Below are 17,620 nucleotides of genomic sequence, written 5' to 3' on the forward strand. Positions count from 1 at the left end.
CTGAGGGCTGCTAATATCAGAATTTAATATTAATTTTGGCTAATCTTTTTATTTGACAATGAATTGCTTCATGCTTTAAAAATAAAAACCTTCGACGGACATGGCGACAAAACAGCAAATTTTTGAGAAACTCACGACCTTACTACAGGATATCAATGACCAATTTGCCCAATTGGAGAATAGTTCGACTGTTTCAGATGATTTAAAGGGAGATTTATTTGAAGCGACGGTAAGTTATTTCGCTGCTCATGTATCCATATACAATAGGCTGTTGAAAAACGAAAGTTCCCGTTTGCCTGAGTCCGAAGAAGAAGAAATCCTTTTTACTCCGGCTATCGACGCGGGGCGCGAACGCGCACTACATGCCGAACAGATCCAGGAGGTGAGTGCCGAAGATGGGAAGGCATTGAGCGATAATTCCACAGCGGATGCAGCTGCGGAGGAGGGAGAAGTTACAGTGAGTGAGGTGGATGCCGAGGGTGCCGTTCTGCCGGATGAAGGTGTAGAGGTTGAGAGCGGCGAGGAAGATAGCGAAGAGGAAGAACAGGAATCCGACCAGCTTTCAGTTGCCGAAGTAGGCGATGATGAAAATCAGGACGCTTCCTACCGAGCTGAAACATCGGACATCCAGGAAAACGCCGCTTATTCAGATGAGACTGAAGTAAAACAAGTGGTCAACGAGGTGACGATTGCAAATAAAGAGGTGCAAGTAGCCCCCGAATCTGAACGACCTGCTAGGCCACTGTCCCTGAATGAGCGCATTTCTGCGCAACGGAGAGGAGAGTCAACTGGCGTGCATCCATTGCTATCGACCCAGCGCGGAGATACGGAGCGGGTCACCGATATAAAATCAGCCATTAGTTTGAATGATAAATTATTGTTTATCAAAGACTTGTTTAATGGCTATAGTTTGGCATATAGTGAAGCGATCGAATTGCTTAATCGTTACGATGATTTTGCTTCGGCTGACGCATTCCTGCAAGCAAACTATGCGAAAAAGAACAACTGGGCTGATAAACCTGCTGCTGTAGATAAGCTATATGCTGTTTTACGGAAGCGGTTTGGGTGATACGCCTTGCGCTTTATTTCATACTGACCGCGCCGTAGCGGGAGCTGATATTAACCGAGTTATCGGTCGATTTGTTCCAGTAACCTGTAAAGCTTTTTGACGTTGTGCCTTCGGATCGGGTGCGGATATTGGTGAGATTATGGTCATAGTCGAACCCACCGTAACTAATCGCGACGTTGAAATTGAAAGCGGCTTCCTTTGCCGGTTCAATACTTACTTTCGCATAAGATGCGGCTACGTTCACTTTCTTGATATTGGCGCCAAGCCCCATATTAAAAGACGAACCGTATCGTATGGCGATATCAGCTTCATGGTTGATCCGGCCGATCTCGCCGTCGCTATAGCTGATTGAAAGGGTAAGTTTGCCGCTCTCTGATAGGGTAAGCCCGCCATACCTAACCGAAACATCACCGTCCTCAAGATAATCGATGTCCGCCTTTGAATAGCCAATGGAAAGGGAGTTGTCGCGCGCATTCAGCCGACCAGCCCGCAAGCTGCCATACCGCACCGATAACGTAACCTTGCCGTCGCGATCTTCCAGTTCGATCGGCCCATATTGATTGGCAAGAGTCAGATCGTTTTGTTTGGGCATATACACTTCATAGTCGATGCGTAACGCCCGATCACCGGCACCGTTGGTCAGCGAAGACCACCAATTGGAGTCGGAAGAGGTGATGTTTGTTTTGAATGAGATGCTGTTTCCTGAGGCCGATTCATCGATGCGTACGCGCTCTAAGGCGTCTTGCGCCCGTTTCTCCGAATTTTCCGCAGTGCGTATCCTGACCGTTACTTTCACTTCATTACGGTTCCAATTGTGTATGGATATGTTGCCATATCGGTTGTCGATAGAGAGTTTATGGTTGGTGTTTACCGGATATGCTTTTTCGATAACCTTTTCCTTTTGGAAAGAAAACGCCGATGGATCGAAAGGGTCGGCAATCACCTGGCTTTGTTCAATCAGGGGGGACACCGAAGTGGCGATTCGAGTGGCGTGGTGTTGCAGCGCTTGGAAATCAATGGACGCTATCGGGCGGTTGATTTCATCTTGGTATGCCAACGCGATTTGATTGACACAAATATGCGTTGGTTGAGCGGCGGTGATACCGCTGAGTAAGCAGGTAAAGGCCGCCAGGAAAGGTATATGTATACTAGATTTGTTCATCTTGAGGCTGGTTTTTATTCGTATTGATGTAATTCAAAATTTCCATTTGTTGGCTAAGCACTTCAATCTGTGCCTGGAGATTGCGTATCATCGCTTCCAGGGTTAGCTCCTTATTGGGGCTGGTTGCAAACTCCTGCTTGAGCATTTCATAGTTGGCTTCCATTTGGTCTAAGGCCTTTGAAAATTCACCGTATAACGATGGGTTATTGGCAGCGAAGATCGCAACTGAATCCTTCTTCTGTACCACCAATTGGCTATATGTTTGTTGCACAGCTGCTAGGTCCGGATTTATCCGGCTGTAATCTTCGTATGCATTTTTTTTCCCATAAAAATACACGAGGATGCCCGCCGTTCCTATCAAAAAGGTGACTGCTGCCACTTTTAGCACCCGTATGAACATCTTTCTGACCGCGGTTTGGGCAATCGGTTTTTCGTGTTTCTCGAGGTCGTTGGAAATCCGTTCCCAAAGGTCCTTGGGTGGATGTGCATGGTCAAATGCTGCCCTGTTTTCTGTCACAAATTTTTTCAAATCCCTGTTCATCGCTCCTTCTATTAGTTTGTTCAGTTTTTCAAATTAGCTAACAGTTTGCGCTTTCCCCGAAGAAATTGACTTCTGGATGTCGCTTCACTGATACGTAGGATGTGGGCGATTTCCTCGTGGTCATATCCTTCCAGCAGATAGAGCGTAAGCACAAGCCGATAGCCGTCGGCTAATTGGTTGATTGCAGCTTTGATGGCTTCAACCCGCCACTCCAAGTTATCGTCTTCATCCGGCTCGTCGGCTATTTCTTCCCCGTCGTCAAGGGGTTGGAGCGCCAGTTTCCGTTTTCGGAGTGCGGATATTGATTTATTGACAACGATCTGTTTCATCCATAACCCGAAGGTGCTTTCCTGACGGAAGCTATCCAGTCGGGTGAAGGCGTCCACAAACGCTTCCTGCAACACATCTGCGGCTTCTGCCTCATCCTGCACAATGCGCAATGCGGTATTATACATTGCTTTTGCATACAGATTATACAACCTGAACTGGGACTGGCGATCGCCCTGTTTACAGGCCATTACCAATTCGTAATGCTTGTCGTTGAATGAGGGTTCCAATTAAGTGCTCGTCTAACGTTCAAAATTGCTTTTACGCCCCGCCCCGTCCTGATCTCAATCTTCTTATCCAATAGACGTAGCTGATTGACGAGATGTTGCATCGGTTCGTTTTTTTTATTTATTGCCTTACCTTTTTAAGTGGCAGATGAAAGAGTGGTGACTTGCTTATAAAAGGCAAGTTGTCTAAGTTTGCAGCAGATGCATGCAATTAAACTCAAAAAAGGCAAAGCGAAGGCCGCTTATCAGCGGCATCCCTGGGTATTTTCAGGTGCGGTAGCGGATGGAGGGAAGAGACCTCAGAATGGGGAGATGGTTCAGGTAATCGATGATCAGGAAGAATTTGTCGCTTATGGTTTGTATAATGGCCAGTCACGCGTAACGGTCCGGTTGCTCGAATGGGATGTTGACCGGTGTCCCGACGAAGGCTGGTGGCGTATGCAGATTCAGCAAGCGGTGAAAGCCAGGGAGCCGTTGCTCCGATCTCCGGATACAGATACTGTACGTCTTATTTTTGCCGAGGCGGATTTTCTTCCAGGACTGATTGTTGATAGGTATGCAAATTTTCTCTCGGTTCAAGTCCATTCTTCGGGCGTGGAACGAATCAAGCAGGTGGTGACTGATGAATTGAACCAGTTGCTGCGTCCACGGGGTATCTACGAGCGCAGCGACGCCAGCGCCCGCACGCATGAAGGATTGCCGGCTGCAAGCGGAATCCTTTCGGGGGAACTTCCCCCGGAATGGTTGGAAATCAAGGAAAACGGACTTCGGTATCAGGTAAATATTATAGAAGGGCAAAAGTCTGGTTTTTACTGCGATCAACGGGATAACCGCCTATTGACGGCAAGTTATGCGCGAGGCAAACGGGTGCTCGATTGTTTTTGTTATTCGGGTGGATTTTCACTGAACGCCCTAGCCCAGGGAGCTACATCGGTTGTAAGCGTTGACAGTTCGGCATTGGCAATGGATGCCTTGAAGCAGAATATTGCGCTTAACGGCTTTGACGAAAATGCGCTCAAAACCGTACAAGCAGATGTTAACAAACAACTTCGACGGTTTGCGGAGGGCGGGGAACGGTTTGATTTGATCGTCCTGGACCCACCAAAGTACGCGCCCTCGCGCTCCAGCCTCGAAAAAGCAGCGCGTGCATATAAAGATCTAAACCGAAGAGGGTTGCTCCTATTGGAACAGGGAGGATTGTTGGCAACATTCTCCTGCTCTGCGGCTATGGATATGGGAACATTCAAGCAGGTGCTGGCATGGGCAGCGTTGGATGCCGGCAAAGAAATTCAGTTCGTCCGACAATTTACACAGCCGGAAGATCATCCCATACGGGCGTCATTTCCGGAGGGAGAGTACTTAAAAGGGTTGCTCTGCCGTGTGTTATAACTGTGTTAACCGGATTGCTGTGCGTATGTAATCCCATCGCGTATAACCTGACAGGCAGTTCGTATTTCCTCATCGTTAATGGTGAGAGGCGGCGCAATGCGTAATGCGGTATCGCAATGAAGAAACCAGTCGATGATTACGCCGTTTTCCGCACAATATCTGCTAATCCGCTCAACTTGGGTAAAGGAGTCCATTTGTAGGCAGAGCATCAATCCAAGGCCGCGTATTTCACGAATGGCCGGATGTTGCAGGTACCGCCGAAATGCTTCGGCCTTTTGTTCTACTCCCTCGGTCAACCGGTTATCCACGATTACGTTAAGCGATGCCAGCGCTGCCGCACAGCTTACAGGATGCCCTCCAAAGGTGGTGATGTGACCTAGAATTGGATTCTCCGTAATGACATCCATCACAGCCTTGTTGGCTATGAATGCTCCAATGGGCATTCCTCCTCCCATACCTTTGGCCAGCAGGAGGATATCAGGAACAATATCATAATGCATGAAGGCGAACAGTTCGCCGGTACGGCCAAAACCCGTTTGAATTTCATCGAAAATTAATAAGGTGCCGGTTTCATCGCAACGGCGCCGGATGGCCTGCATGTAATCTGCATCAGGCACGCGGACGCCGGCCTCGCCCTGTACGGCCTCAAGGATTACCGCTGCGGTGGCGGAAGTAATCCGGTCGATGTCTTCGATGGCGTTATAACGGATGAATTTGACTTCGGGGAGAAGGGGAGCGTATGCGCGGTGGTATTCCGGATTGCCAATTAAGCTTAACGCCCCTTGGGAACTTCCATGATACGCCTTTTCTGCAGCGATGATCTCGCGTCGTCGCGTGTATTTCTTTGCTATTTTCATGGCACCTTCCGTAGCTTCGGTGCCCGAATTGGTAAAGTAGACCGTATTGAGTGGGTCGGGTAGAACCGAAAGGAGTTTGGTGGCGAGCTGAACCTGTGGGGCTTGTACAAATTCTCCATAGACGGTTACATGAAGATACTTGTCGAGCTGATCATATAGCGCTTCAAGTACGGCCGGATGGCGGTGACCGATGTTGCTAACAGCAAACCCGGATACTAAATCTATATATTTTTCACCGTTGGGTCCATACAGGTAGACCCCTTCCGCACGTTCGATTTCAATGAGTCTTGGTGAATGGGAGGTTTGAGCGGTGTTTAACAGAAAAAGCTGCCGGTTGCTGAGCATGGGCTATCACAGAATTATTCGTTATCTTTATCACGCCGCCGATGTTGCAATTCCCGGAGAAGATAATTCCGGAATTCCTCCTCCACCTCGAAAAATCGCGACGCCCTGGCAGGCCCGATTATATCGGAGAAACGTTTGCGGTAAATTTTTTTGACTTCCAATTCCTTGGCGTCGAAGGCAAGCACATCCCGATTGGAAGGATTAAATCCATTCCCCGCTAATTTCTGGCTCTGTAGATTCGGTGTGTAATTCGGCTTATTGCTCCGCCGCTCACGTTTTAAGGTAGAGATTTCCTTGAAATACTGATTATAAGCCGGAAAAAACCGCTGCGCCTCTGATGGAGTAAGGTTAAGTTCTTTCGTGATAAAAGCAATTTTTTCGGCTTCGATTCGCTCAAATCGCTGTGCTCTGCTTTCCTGTGCAACTGTAGCGATGGAAAACAACAGCGTTAGAACGATAAAGCCCAATTGTTTTATTGTGGTCATTTCTACAGCGTATGATTAAGGTATGCCTCAATATCCTCTTCACTTATCTCTTCACCGATAACACGCTCGTCAAAGTCATCGAGTTGTTCCGAAATATACATGACGTCATCGTCTGTGCCGTAAAGCTCCAGATAACTAAGTATCTCTTGGTCGGATACCGATGCCAGATGCCCGGAGGTTGTAGACGGGTTCTCAATAGTCAACTTGATAACGCCGAAGATACTCACTGCCAATGCTATGCACGCGGCGGCGGCATAGGTTATCCATTGTGGGCGGCTAATTTTACGGATGGGTGCATCCTGCCTTTGGTAGGTCTTACCGGCTATGTTTTTTTGTAAAGTCTCAAAATAAGCTGCCGGAACGGAAAAGCCCGGCTCCGTTGCATATCCACCCAGGTTTTTCTCAAGTAACAACTGATTTTCCGACCGGTTGAAATAGCCTTCGGGGACAGAGAAACCCGGCTCGCTGATCGTTTCTTTCAGTTGTTCTTCTTTGATTTTCGCAAAGATACGATCACTGAGTTGATCGAAATAACCGGAAGGTACACGCCATGCTTGCTGGGCTTCTTCGATTGAAAGGCATTGTTGCAGGGTGTATTTTTGGAGATTTGCAAAATAACCGTCCGGAACAGTATACGGATTCACACGTAAAGCCTCGGGTAACGATTCGCCCGAAGTATCGGTTGGACGGTATGTGTGTTTTTCCTCCATGGTACTCCTTAGATGTTTTTGTTACGTGAAGGTTTAATCGTTTGCTTCAAAAAATTGTGCGATTTTCTTTACTGCCAAGTGATAGGAGGCTTTCAATGCGCCTACACTCGTGCCAACGATATCTGATATTTCCTCGTACTTCAAATCATCGAAGTATTTCATATTAAACACCATACGCTGTTTCTCGGGAAGCGTAAGCAGTGCCTGTTGCAATTTTAGTTGGGCCTGCGTGCCGTTAAAATAACTTGTATCGGTTAGTGAATCTGCCAAATAGGCCGAGCTTTCATCGTCTAACGATATATTCTGTCGCTGCTTTTTCTTATTCAGAAACGTAATGCACTCATTGGTCGCTATTCGGTAAAGCCACGTGTATAGCTGTGCATCTTCCCGGAAATTTTCCAGATTTTTCCACACTTTAACGAAAATGTCCTGTACGAGATCATCCGCGTCATCGTGATCGATAACCAGGCGCCTCACATGCCAGTAGATTTTTTGTTGATATTTCTTTAACAATAGTGCGAACGCTTCGTCACGTGTACGCTTATCCGCAAACTTGTCTAATATCTGGGCATCTTCCATCATGTGAGACGCGGTCTTCCTTTATAGAGGTGTTTTATTTTCGTTTGATTACCCGCTGCACAGCTGCAACGATATTAGCTGCATTCAAGCCATACTTTTCCATCAATTGTGCAGGCGTACCGCTTTCGCCGAAACTATCGTTTACGGCAACATATTCTTGGGGCGTCGGGTTATTTTTTGCCAACACCTGGGCAACGCTATCGCCAAGCCCTCCCAATCGGTTGTGCTCCTCGGCCGTAACCACACAGCCGGTCTTGGCAACAGATTTCAAAATAGCTTCTTCATCAAGCGGTTTAATCGTATGGATGTTGATGATTTCGGCATCGATGCCCATTTCTGCCAGTTTTTCCCCGGCTTGAATCGCCTCCCATACCAAGTGTCCGGTAGCGAATATACTTACGTCTGTACCCTCATTGACCATCCATGCCTTTCCGATTTCGAATTTTTGGTCGGGGTCGGTAAAAATGGGTACAACCGGCCGTCCGAAGCGCAGATAAACAGGGCCGTGGTGATCTGCAATGGCAATCGTAGCTGCCTTGGTTTGATTGTAATCGCAAGGATTAATTACGGTCATCCCTGGCAGCATTTTCATCAATCCGATATCTTCCAGGATCTGGTGCGTTGCACCGTCTTCCCCTAACGTGAGGCCGGCATGTGAAGCACAGATCTTTACGTTTTTGTCTGAGTAGGCGATGGATTGGCGTATCTGGTCATATACGCGGCCAGTAGAGAAATTAGCAAATGTACCGGTGTAAGGGATTTTTCCTCCTATGGTCAGCCCCGCAGCAATCCCCATCATATTGGCTTCCGCGATGCCCACTTGAAAGAAGCGATCCGGGAATTCCTTGATGAAATCGTTCATTTTGAGCGAGCCGACCAAATCGGCGCACAGCGCTACCACATTTTCATTTTTCCGGCCGACTTCCAACAAGCCAGCGCCAAATCCGGAACGGGTATCCTTTTTATCTGTATACGTGTATTTTTTCATTTCTTTTTAGATATGAGATGTGAGATCGCATTTCTACATGGTTAGTATCTCACGTCTAAATTAATAGTCTCCCAAGGTTTCTTCCAATTGAGCCAGCGCGGTCGCAAGCTGCTCGTCATTGGGTGCTACGCCGTGCCACTTGTGTGACCCCATCATAAAGTCCACACCATTTCCCATCTCTGTTTTCATCAGGATCAGTACCGGCTTACCCTTGCCTGTTCGTGATTTAGCTTCGGTTAGCCCAGCCAACACTTCTCCCATCACATTCCCGTTCATTTCAAGTACATCCCAACCGAACGCTTCCCATTTTGCCCGAAGATCACCAAGGGAGAGTACCTGTTCGGTAGCGCCATCGATTTGTTGTCCGTTATAATCGATGGTGGCAATAAGGTTATCCATTTTGTTAAAGGGGGCGTACATGGCCGCTTCCCAGATCTGACCTTCTTGTTGTTCACCGTCGCCCATCAATACATATACCAAATGGTTGTCGTTATTAAGCTTTTTTGCGCGTGCGGCACCGATAGCCACGGAAAGGCCTTGACCTAGCGAACCGGATGCTACGCGTATGCCGGGTAAACCTTCATGCGTGGTTGGGTGGCCTTGAAGGCGCGAATTGATTTGACGGAAAGTGGCGAGTTCACTGACCTCGAAATAGCCGGCGCGGGCGAGCGTGCTGTAAAATACGGGAGAGATATGTCCGTTGGACAGAAAGAAGATGTCTTCCCCAACTCCATTCATATCAAACCCGTCTTTTCGCTCCATGGCGCTGAAATACAGGGCAACGAAAAATTCAGTACAACCCAATGATCCGCCGGGATGTCCCGATTGGCAGGCATGTACCATCCGTACGATGTCTCGCCGGACTTGCGATGCGATTTTTTCTAATTTCGTGATGTCTTCGTTCATTATAAGGATTATTATTCGATTTTGCGCTAAGTTAAGATTTTACGGCAACTTCCCGGTGCTACAATAGGGGCTTTAACACCTTCCATACCGTTTCGGCTAAGATGCGATGGCCTTCTTCAGTCGGGTGGATACCGTCGGATTGGTTTAACGTTGACTCGCCAGCTACGCCCTCGAGCAGGAACGGAACATAGGCCATGTCGTTTTTCTGCGCCAATGCGGGAAAAATGGCCGTGAATGCTTTGCCATAATCCCCGCCCATGCTCGGTGGTACCATCATGCCCGCCAATACCAATTTGCAATCTGGGTATTTCGCGGTTACTTTGTCGATGATGCTTTGCAAATTTTTTTTTGTCTCTTCCGTAGGGATTCCACGAAGGCCATCGTTGGCACCCAATTCCAATACGAAAATGTCTACCTTTTCATTCAGTAGCCAGTCGATGCGTTCGTTCCCGGCAGCCGAAGTCTCACCGCTTAAGCCGGCATTGATTACCCTATACGGAAGCGCCAGTGAATCTATCCAATGCTGAATGATGCCTGGAAATGCCAACGTTTGGCTCTCCAGTCCCATTCCTGCGGTTAGGCTATTGCCAAAAAATAAAATGTTTTTGGTTGCTGATGGTACTGAGGTGGTGTCAGGTGGAGCTTCGGCCGATCGACCGTTGCCGTCCTCGGAACGGGTGGAACTCCCACAGGCTACGGCAATAAAAAGTCCGAAAACAGCAATTATCCTGGTCAGCATAAATTACATGGCTTCTGCAATAACTTCCTGCACTTCAGGCACCATTCGCTTCAACAAACCTTCGATACCTGCCTTAAGTGTAATGGTGGAAGAAGGGCATCCGCTGCAAGACCCGCGCAACTCAACCACGACGGTGCCTTCGTCAAAAGATTTGTAATGAATGGCGCCTCCGTCTTGCTCGACAGCGGGTCGGACATAATCGTGTAAAATTTGTTGAATTTTAATTTCGGTTTCTGTGCCTTCAAAGGTAACGTCTTCATCACGGGTGATTTCCTGCACTTTGAGTTCCGACTCGACAGCACCCTTTACAAAGTCCTTCAGGATGCCTTCGATATCTTCCCATTCGGCATCGTCCGTTTTGGTGATTGTTACAAAATTGCTAGCAAAGAATACGCCGTTGACAAAATTGAATTTGAAAAGTTCCCGTGCAAAGGGGGATTCTTGTGCTTTTTCCCGATCCGGATAATCCAAACTCCCATTGATCAATAATTTATTGACCAAAAATTTCATGGTCGCCGGATTTGGCGTATATTCAGTATAAACGTTGATCGTTGCCATTTTCTATCGTTTTTTACAAAGATATCAATATTCCCTGAACATTCAGGTCAACACACCGTCAAAGGTTAGACTCCGGTATAATTCCAGGGTGTTATTGCTTTTAATTCTGCTTTTACCTCATTGCTCACCTTCAATGTCTCGACAAAGGCTTCAATGGTAGCTTGGGTAACGGTTTCGTTTGTCCGTGTCAGTTCCTTAAGCGCTTCATACGGTTTGGGATATCCCTCCCGTCGCAGGATCGTTTGGATCGCTTCAGCAACAACTGCCCAGTTTTGTTCCAGGTCGGCCTTGAGCGCGGGTTCGTTCAGAATTAGCTTTTGCAGTCCTTTTTGTACAGATTTGAAGGCTATTAGCGTATGGGCCATCGGCATTCCGATATTACGTAATACGGTGGAATCTGTCAAATCCCGCTGTAGGCGTGAGATAGGCAATTTGGCCGCTAAATGTTCCAGTAGTGCATTGGCAATTCCAAAATTGCCTTCAGCATTTTCAAAATCGATGGGGTTGACTTTGTGCGGCATAGCCGATGAGCCGATTTGTCCCTTGGTGATTTTCTGCTTGAAATAGTCAAGGGAGATATAGGTCCATATGTCGCGGCACAGGTCTATCAGGATGGTATTGATACGTTTCAATGCATCGCATTGTGCGGCGAAGTAATCGTAATGCTCAATTTGAGTGGTGGTTTGCGAGCGCTGCAACCCCAATGTATCGTTCACGAAAGCGTTGCCGAAGGCAACCCAGTCCCTATCGGGATACGCGACTTTGTGCGCATTGAAATTGCCCGTGGCCCCGCCGAACTTTGCGGCATTGGGTATGGACGTGAACGCCGTCAATTGGTTGGTTAAGCGTTCGACGAAAACCCGGATCTCTTTTCCAAGTCGGGTAGGCGACGCCGGTTGGCCGTGCGTCCGAGCCAACATAGGAATTTCAGCCCATTCAAGAGCCAATTGATCCAGGCCCTCAATCAGACTTTCTAACTGTGGAATATATACCTGCGCAGTAGCTTCTTTCCAGGAATACGGAATCGCGGTATTATTGATATCCTGCGATGTGAGCCCAAAGTGGATAAACTCAACGGAATCTACGAGGCCAAGCGCTTCAAATTTGTCTTTAAGAAAATACTCGACTGCCTTCACGTCATGATTCGTCTCTTTCTCCTTATCTTTTATCCATTGGGCATCCGCTAAGGAAAAATGTTCATAAATATTCCGTAGTTTGTCGTTCAGGCTGCCGTCAAAATGGGTTAGCTGGGGAATGCCGGAACGGCTAAGACTGATAAAATATTCAACCTCTATAAATACACGGTATTTGATTAATGCGTATTCCGAAAAAAAATCTGCTAACTCTTGCGTCGCTTGATGGTAACGACCATCAACCGGAGAGACAGCCATGAGCGGTGATAATGTCATACTGAAACTAGTTTTTCGCAAAGGTAGCTATTTGACGAGCGAAATGCGAAATGCATTGCAGAAATGACATGTCTCCCGGCCCGAAGGGCGACGCTTGGGATTATTTTTCCGTCAGGGAAGCGAAGGACTGCCTAGTGAGTCGGTCGTCGTAGGAGTAGTATCACCACCCCATGTTGCCGTGTCGGAGGCAACAGAATCGGAAAATATAGAATCTGCCCCATCCGAATCTCGCTCTTGGCCGGGATTGCCACACGACGAAATGCCGATTAATAAACCACAAGCGAATACCAATTTTAGCGTTTTCATGTACGATTGAATTATGTGAACAAAACGAGTTTATATGGTAAGGCGTCCGCCTGTAACCGGAAGCGTGGCACCCGAAATGTAGTTAGCTTCGTCCGAGGCAAGAAAAACATACGCGGGAGCTACTTCTACAGGCTGTCCTGGCCGCTCAAAAGGCGTATTCTCGCCAAAGTGCTCATGGTCGGGTATCGTTGATGGAATCAGCGGCGTCCATATGGGACCCGGCGCCACTGCATTGACGCGGATGCCCTTGCCCTGTTCCAGTAAAATCTGACTGAGATTGGCGGTAAAGTTTTGGATTGCCGCTTTGGTTGCCGCATAGGGTAAGAGCGTGGGATTGGGCTCATAGGCGTTTACCGAGGTGGTGTTGATGATGCTGGAGCCCGGGGGCATATGCGGTTCTGCGGCCTTGCAAAGATAAAACATGCTGTGTATATTGACTGCAAATGTTTTCTCCCACTCCCACGCTGGAATATCCTGTAATGATTCACGCGACATTTGATACGCTGCATTATTTATCAGGATGTCGATTCTGCCGAACTCCTTTACGGCTGTTTCGATAATCTTTTGGCAGTGCGTTTCCGAACTGATGTCTCCTTTTATCGATAGGGCTTTTCGTCCCGCTTCCTCAATGTATCTCACAGTATCTTGTGCATCCCGGTCTTCCGTGTCATCAAGATAACTGATGATAACATCTGCCCCTTCCCGGGCGAATGCGATGGCAACCGCCTTGCCGATACCTGAGTCGCCACCGGTTATAACCGCTACCTTATCCGTCAGCCTATTTTTACCACGGTAAGATTGTTCGCCGTGGTCTGCTTTCGGATCCATTGCTCCCTCAGTACCTGGTACTTCTTGTGGCTTCCGGGGAAAAGGTGGTTTTGGGTATTTGCTGGTCGGATCGTCTCCAGGCTGTCCGCTTTTATTAGCTGTTTGATCTGTCGTCATCGTTTTACCTATTTATTGTTTCATTTCTCAGGCTAACAATCCAGTGGATGGATGGTTTCATTTTTGTGCTGTTTTCGGTGGCCGTGCGTGCGACACAACGCTAGGCGGATAAAACGAAATATTTGTCAATCGATTAAAAAAATAGTAAAAAGAGATGCAGCCTTAGTATATTTGAATGTAGTAAACCAATTGAGTAAACAAATTGAATACGACCGCCGGTCGGAAACCACGATACGAGAAGAATGAGCAACAGCAATACCTACACCAGAAGAACCATTTTAAAAGGAGTTGCTTTACTGGCGAGTTTGGGCACTATCAGGCGTTCCTGGGCATTTACAAGCCAAAATATACGCGGATATCGCATCGGAGCATGTGACTGGTCAATTGGCAAGCAAAGTGATGTCAATGCATTCGCATTGGCCAAAACGTTGGGACTGGATGGGCTGCAAGTAAGTTTGGGAACCGTCCAGAATGGGCTGCATTTACGGCGTAAAGATGTCCAGCGCACCTTTCGGAAAGCCGTCGCTACTTATGGGGTTGAAATATCCAGTCTAGCCATAGGTGAATTAAACAACGTTCCGTATAAATCCGAACCAGAGACCGAAGAATGGGTACGCGACAGTATCCAAGTCGCGAAGGCAATGGGGTGCCGGGTTGTGCTGCTCGCCTTTTTTGGCAAGGGTGACCTCCGAGGAGATGAGACGGGCATAGCTGAGGTAATCCGTCGGCTAAAGAAAGTCGCCCCGATTGCAGAGAAAGAAGATATCATACTTGGTATCGAATCGTGGCTAAGTGCTGCCGACTTGCTCGCCATCGTTGGCAAAGTTGGCTCAACCCACGTACGCGTATACTACGATGTGGCAAATGCCACAGAAATGGGATACGATATTTACCAAGAGCTGCGGATACTGGGTAGCGAATATGTCTGTGAAGTTCATGCAAAGGAAAATGGCGCGTTACTTGGACAGGGCAAGATCGATTTTCGGAAAGTACGTAATACGCTCGACGAAATAAGGTATAAAGGGTGGGTAATTCTTGAGGGCGGCGTGCCTTCCGGGATGGATGTAAAAGAGGCCTATTTGGCGAATACGCGGTACATCCGCTCGATATTTAGTTAACGATAACATCATGACAACTAATTATACCATCAAGCAACCCAATTGAACGATGATAAAAAACACCTATATCTGCCTTTTGGGAATTTCTTTAACTTGGATCTGGGCCGCTTGCCGTTCGGAAAATGAGGTGCCGATCAAGCCCAAACTATTTGTTCCGGACGATCTGGAAGCGACGGTCTGGGCTGAATCTCCGATGTTCTTTAATCCAACGAACATCGACGTGGATATCCGAGGCAGAATATGGGTGACCGAGGCGGTAAATTACCGAAATTTTAACAACGATTCAACCAAACATCTTTCGCATCCTGCCGGAGACCGCGTACTTATCCTGGAGGATACGGACGGGGACGGCATCGCTGACAGTTCAAAGGTGTTTATCCAAGATAAGGATATCACATCGCCATTGGGGATATCGGTTATCGGAAATAAGGTGATCATATCATGCTCACCCTCGGTAATTGTTTATACCGATGACGATGGAGACGATAAGCCCGACCGTAAAGAGGTATTCCTTACCGGTTTCGGTGGGCTCGACCACGATCACGGCCTGCATACCGGCGTAGCCGGGCCCGACGGAAAATGGTATTTTATCGTGGGCAATGCAGGTCCCCATTTGGTCGCCGATAAAAATGGGTGGACACTTCGCGCCGGAAGCGTATATACCGGCGGATCACCATACAACAAGGAAAACACTCCAGCGCAACGAAGCGACGATGGTCACATTTGGACCGGCGGACTGGTGTTCAGGATAAATCCGGATGGCACGGGCATGGAGGTGCTGGGCCACAACTTCCGAAATTCGTATGAGGTAGCCGTGGATTCATATGGTAACATGTGGCAAAGTGACAACGATGATGAAGTAGATGCCTGCCGAACCAGTTGGGTTATGGAGGGCGGCAATGCCGGTTTTTTCAGTGAGACGGGCATACGGACATGGCGTGCGGAGAGAAGGCCCGATCAAACCATACAGACTGCTCATTGGCATCAGGAAGATCCCGGTGTAATGCCTGTAGGCAAAATTTACGGACCCGGTGCGCCCACAGGAATCGTGGTCAATGAAAGCGATGCGCTCGGAGAAGCTTACCGCGGTATGCTGCTCAGTGCCGATGCTGGAAGAAACGCAATTTTTGGATATCCTTTTAAACCTGAGGGTGCCGGATTTGACCTATCATCAGGTCGCCCCTTCATTACTTCCACCGGCGTCGACAACGAATTTTATCGGTGGAACGATGTCGATGAAAACACCGAAAAGTGGTTTCGGCCAAGTGATGTTGCGATCGGAACGGATGGGGCGATCTATGTGGCGGACTGGTATGACCCGATTGTAGGTGGGCATCAGATGATTGATTCCATCGGATTTGGACGCATTTATCGCATCGCACCTAAAGGGAAAAAGTTAATTGCACCGCGGATCGATCTGCGTGAGACTTCCGGTCAGATCGAAGCCTTTTTGAGTCCGGCCGTCAATGTACGGAATCAAGGATTCGAACGGTTGAGAGCCCAGGGGCCGCAAATCCTGCCTGAACTAACAAAACTACTGGAAAACAAAAATCCATATCACCAGGCCCGAGCCATTTGGCTATTAGCACAACTTGGCCAGGAAGGCCTCCGCAAAACCGTTGAAATGTTAGCGCACAAAGACCCCCAGATTCGGTTGACCGCATTGCGGGCGCTAAAACAGGCAGACAAGGGGAATTTACTTATGTATGCGGAAAAGATGGCGGGCGACGCCTCTTCTGCCGTACGGAGGGAGGTTGCCCTTATGCTTCGGGATGTGCCCTTTGACGAGAGTGGCTCCATACTATTGACGCTTATCGATGACTTCGACGGTGAGGACCGCGCCTACTTAAGTGCATTGGGTATTGCGCTGAAAGGTAAAGAACGAGAGGCCTATGCTGCATTAATGAGCCATGCCGGTAATCCGGAGCCAGAGAACTGGTCAAAGGCTCTCGCGGCGGTCGTGTGGGAACTGCATCCCGATGAAGCGGTATCTGCACTGAAACAACGGGCATTAAGTGAAAAGCTCAATTTAGCCGACCGGAACAAGGCCGTGGTAGCACTCGGTTTTGTTCCCACCCGTGAAGCAGCTATGTCCATGCGTGAGTTGCTCGGCGCAGCCAACCAAGAAGTCGCCGGTTCAGCACTGTGGTGGTTGCAGTTCCGAAAGACCAACGATTGGAAACCTTATCTCCAGGACTGGCAATCGGCTTCACAGAAACTGCTCGCTGCGCAACCCGAGGCACTTGCTTTTTATCGACAGATGAAAGACGACAATTTGGGAGATCACGATAAAAGGGAGGCGGCCCGGCAGCTGGTAAAGAGCAAAACGGGCAAACTTTATTTGATAGATCTTGCCGCTGCCGGGTTAGTTTCGGACTCGTTGAAAAAAGAGCTGACCGAGCAGATGCTGGAGGATAGCGACCGCAATTTTAAGGCCTTGGCAGCCCACTATTTCGATGTTGGCGACACGGTATCGTTTTCAATTGAGCAAGTAGCGGAACTGCGCCCCGATCCTGATAAAGGAAAGAGCTTATTCATTGCCAATTGCATTGTATGTCACAAGGTCGGTACGGTTGGGCAGGAGATAGGACCTGATCTAACTAACATCCAGACCCGATTCGACCGGAAGGCGATACTCGATGGTATAATCCATCCCGACGTGGCGGTGGCGTTCGGTTCGGAGCCGTATTTGGTTTTATTAAAGAACGGTGCGGCTCTTTACGGCCTGCTGTTGTCAGACGGACCGGTGGTAACTGTCATGGATACTTACGGGAAGCAATATGTCATCGAGGCATCGGCCGTGGCTGAAAAACGGCATCTGAATACCAGCATTATGCCATCTCCCCGCTTTATACCCTTAACCGCACAGGACGCAGCCGACATCAGTGCGTATTTGTCATCGGATAAAAAAGGGCTCGAATGAACTTTTGATCACGATTTACGAAACTTTTAAGTACCTA

Annotated in this window: 18 protein-coding genes; 4 read left to right on the top strand and 14 right to left on the bottom strand. The window is 48.2% G+C overall.

Annotated features, from left to right (window positions below):
• Positions 1 to 100 precede the first annotated feature (100 nt).
• Positions 101 to 1,069 (top strand): hypothetical protein, encoded by a 969-nt coding sequence (locus ACFQRK_RS00730; protein ID WP_379002638.1) that lies wholly within the window; start codon positions 101 to 103, stop codon positions 1,067 to 1,069.
• A 13-nt stretch (positions 1,070 to 1,082) separates the two neighbouring features.
• On the opposite strand, the gene ACFQRK_RS00735 is transcribed toward ACFQRK_RS00730, so the two are convergent.
• From ACFQRK_RS00735 to ACFQRK_RS00745, 3 genes are read right to left on the bottom strand one after another with little or no spacing between them, the layout of a single operon-like run.
• Positions 1,083 to 2,231, bottom strand: coding sequence for a hypothetical protein (locus ACFQRK_RS00735; protein ID WP_379002640.1), 1,149 nt, complete (start codon positions 2,229 to 2,231; stop codon positions 1,083 to 1,085).
• Positions 2,218 to 2,772, bottom strand: a complete 555-nt coding sequence (locus ACFQRK_RS00740; RefSeq protein WP_379002642.1) for a hypothetical protein — start codon at positions 2,770 to 2,772, stop codon at positions 2,218 to 2,220. Before ACFQRK_RS00740 ends, ACFQRK_RS00735 begins: the two co-directional genes overlap by 14 nt.
• Before the next feature lie 20 nt (positions 2,773 to 2,792).
• The gene (locus ACFQRK_RS00745) at positions 2,793 to 3,329 is read right to left on the bottom strand and encodes an RNA polymerase sigma factor (RefSeq protein WP_379002643.1); all 537 of its coding nucleotides are present in this window, start codon (positions 3,327 to 3,329) and stop codon (positions 2,793 to 2,795) included.
• A 198-nt stretch (positions 3,330 to 3,527) separates the two neighbouring features.
• On the opposite strand from ACFQRK_RS00745, the gene ACFQRK_RS00750 reads away from it, so the two are divergent.
• Positions 3,528 to 4,715, top strand: coding sequence for a class I SAM-dependent rRNA methyltransferase (locus ACFQRK_RS00750; protein ID WP_379002645.1), 1,188 nt, complete (start codon positions 3,528 to 3,530; stop codon positions 4,713 to 4,715).
• A 5-nt stretch (positions 4,716 to 4,720) separates the two neighbouring features.
• Here the strand turns inward: ACFQRK_RS00750 and ACFQRK_RS00755 are convergent, their stop codons facing one another.
• The 11 genes from ACFQRK_RS00755 to ACFQRK_RS00805 all read right to left on the bottom strand — a co-directional run bounded on the left by ACFQRK_RS00755 (position 4,721) and on the right by ACFQRK_RS00805 (position 13,542).
• Complete coding sequence (locus ACFQRK_RS00755) at positions 4,721 to 5,917, bottom strand: aspartate aminotransferase family protein (RefSeq protein ID WP_379002647.1); 1,197 nt, start codon at positions 5,915 to 5,917, stop codon at positions 4,721 to 4,723.
• Between the two features lie 14 nt (positions 5,918 to 5,931).
• A complete protein-coding gene (locus ACFQRK_RS00760) occupies positions 5,932 to 6,402 on the bottom strand; it encodes a hypothetical protein (RefSeq protein WP_379002650.1) in 471 nt (156 codons plus the stop codon).
• Positions 6,403 to 6,404: 2 nt separating this feature from the next.
• Entirely contained in the window at positions 6,405 to 7,112 is a 708-nt protein-coding gene (locus tag ACFQRK_RS00765) for a hypothetical protein (protein ID WP_379002652.1), read from the bottom strand.
• A 33-nt stretch (positions 7,113 to 7,145) separates the two neighbouring features.
• On the bottom strand, positions 7,146 to 7,691 hold the full coding sequence (locus ACFQRK_RS00770) for an RNA polymerase sigma factor (RefSeq protein ID WP_379004632.1): 546 nt from the start codon (positions 7,689 to 7,691) through the stop codon (positions 7,146 to 7,148).
• Positions 7,692 to 7,725: 34 nt separating this feature from the next.
• Positions 7,726 to 8,679 carry a transketolase family protein gene (locus ACFQRK_RS00775; protein WP_379002654.1) on the bottom strand — a complete coding sequence of 318 codons (954 nt, stop codon included), beginning with the start codon at positions 8,677 to 8,679 and terminating at the stop codon, positions 7,726 to 7,728.
• 60 nt (positions 8,680 to 8,739) lie between these two features.
• Complete coding sequence (locus tag ACFQRK_RS00780; protein WP_379002655.1) at positions 8,740 to 9,585, bottom strand: transketolase; 846 nt, start codon at positions 9,583 to 9,585, stop codon at positions 8,740 to 8,742.
• Between the two features lie 58 nt (positions 9,586 to 9,643).
• Positions 9,644 to 10,324, bottom strand: coding sequence for an arylesterase (locus ACFQRK_RS00785; protein ID WP_379002657.1), 681 nt, complete (start codon positions 10,322 to 10,324; stop codon positions 9,644 to 9,646).
• 3 nt (positions 10,325 to 10,327) lie between these two features.
• Complete coding sequence (locus ACFQRK_RS00790) at positions 10,328 to 10,882, bottom strand: NifU family protein (RefSeq protein ID WP_379002658.1); 555 nt, start codon at positions 10,880 to 10,882, stop codon at positions 10,328 to 10,330.
• Between the two features lie 65 nt (positions 10,883 to 10,947).
• Positions 10,948 to 12,291, bottom strand: a complete 1,344-nt coding sequence (gene purB, locus ACFQRK_RS00795) for an adenylosuccinate lyase (RefSeq protein ID WP_379002660.1) — start codon at positions 12,289 to 12,291, stop codon at positions 10,948 to 10,950.
• A 111-nt stretch (positions 12,292 to 12,402) separates the two neighbouring features.
• A complete protein-coding gene (locus ACFQRK_RS00800; protein WP_379002662.1) occupies positions 12,403 to 12,597 on the bottom strand; it encodes a hypothetical protein in 195 nt (64 codons plus the stop codon).
• A gap of 30 nt (positions 12,598 to 12,627) precedes the next feature.
• Positions 12,628 to 13,542: an SDR family oxidoreductase gene (locus ACFQRK_RS00805; protein ID WP_379002664.1), complete on the bottom strand. Its 915-nt coding sequence runs from the start codon at positions 13,540 to 13,542 to the stop codon at positions 12,628 to 12,630.
• A gap of 242 nt (positions 13,543 to 13,784) precedes the next feature.
• Here ACFQRK_RS00805 and ACFQRK_RS00810 point away from each other — a divergent pair, with 242 nt between their 5' ends.
• Together ACFQRK_RS00810 and ACFQRK_RS00815 are read left to right on the top strand one after the other, a co-directional pair.
• Entirely contained in the window at positions 13,785 to 14,660 is an 876-nt protein-coding gene (locus ACFQRK_RS00810; protein WP_379002666.1) for a sugar phosphate isomerase/epimerase family protein, read from the top strand.
• A gap of 49 nt (positions 14,661 to 14,709) precedes the next feature.
• Positions 14,710 to 17,583 (top strand): PVC-type heme-binding CxxCH protein, encoded by a 2,874-nt coding sequence (locus ACFQRK_RS00815; RefSeq protein ID WP_379002668.1) that lies wholly within the window; start codon positions 14,710 to 14,712, stop codon positions 17,581 to 17,583.
• The last annotated feature ends 37 nt before the right edge of the window (positions 17,584 to 17,620 follow it).

This window comes from Parapedobacter sp. GCM10030251, assembly GCF_042666505.1.
Taxonomy (GTDB): domain Bacteria; phylum Bacteroidota; class Bacteroidia; order Sphingobacteriales; family Sphingobacteriaceae; genus Parapedobacter.

Coding starts and splice junctions, on each gene's coding strand:
- ACFQRK_RS00790 (WP_379002658.1), bottom strand. CDS start 10,882: ATGGCAACGATCAACGTTTATACTGAATATACGCCAAATCCGGCGACC.
- ACFQRK_RS00735 (WP_379002640.1), bottom strand. CDS start 2,231: ATGAACAAATCTAGTATACATATACCTTTCCTGGCGGCCTTTACCTGC.
- ACFQRK_RS00780 (WP_379002655.1), bottom strand. CDS start 9,585: ATGAACGAAGACATCACGAAATTAGAAAAAATCGCATCGCAAGTCCGG.
- ACFQRK_RS00740 (WP_379002642.1), bottom strand. CDS start 2,772: ATGAACAGGGATTTGAAAAAATTTGTGACAGAAAACAGGGCAGCATTT.
- ACFQRK_RS00805 (WP_379002664.1), bottom strand. CDS start 13,542: ATGACGACAGATCAAACAGCTAATAAAAGCGGACAGCCTGGAGACGAT.
- ACFQRK_RS00800 (WP_379002662.1), bottom strand. CDS start 12,597: ATGAAAACGCTAAAATTGGTATTCGCTTGTGGTTTATTAATCGGCATT.
- ACFQRK_RS00755 (WP_379002647.1), bottom strand. CDS start 5,917: ATGCTCAGCAACCGGCAGCTTTTTCTGTTAAACACCGCTCAAACCTCC.
- ACFQRK_RS00730 (WP_379002638.1), top strand. CDS start 101: ATGGCGACAAAACAGCAAATTTTTGAGAAACTCACGACCTTACTACAG.
- ACFQRK_RS00750 (WP_379002645.1), top strand. CDS start 3,528: ATGCATGCAATTAAACTCAAAAAAGGCAAAGCGAAGGCCGCTTATCAG.
- purB (WP_379002660.1), bottom strand. CDS start 12,291: ATGACATTATCACCGCTCATGGCTGTCTCTCCGGTTGATGGTCGTTAC.
- ACFQRK_RS00775 (WP_379002654.1), bottom strand. CDS start 8,679: ATGAAAAAATACACGTATACAGATAAAAAGGATACCCGTTCCGGATTT.
- ACFQRK_RS00770 (WP_379004632.1), bottom strand. CDS start 7,691: ATGGAAGATGCCCAGATATTAGACAAGTTTGCGGATAAGCGTACACGT.
- ACFQRK_RS00765 (WP_379002652.1), bottom strand. CDS start 7,112: ATGGAGGAAAAACACACATACCGTCCAACCGATACTTCGGGCGAATCG.
- ACFQRK_RS00760 (WP_379002650.1), bottom strand. CDS start 6,402: ATGACCACAATAAAACAATTGGGCTTTATCGTTCTAACGCTGTTGTTT.
- ACFQRK_RS00785 (WP_379002657.1), bottom strand. CDS start 10,324: ATGCTGACCAGGATAATTGCTGTTTTCGGACTTTTTATTGCCGTAGCC.
- ACFQRK_RS00810 (WP_379002666.1), top strand. CDS start 13,785: ATGAGCAACAGCAATACCTACACCAGAAGAACCATTTTAAAAGGAGTT.
- ACFQRK_RS00815 (WP_379002668.1), top strand. CDS start 14,710: ATGATAAAAAACACCTATATCTGCCTTTTGGGAATTTCTTTAACTTGG.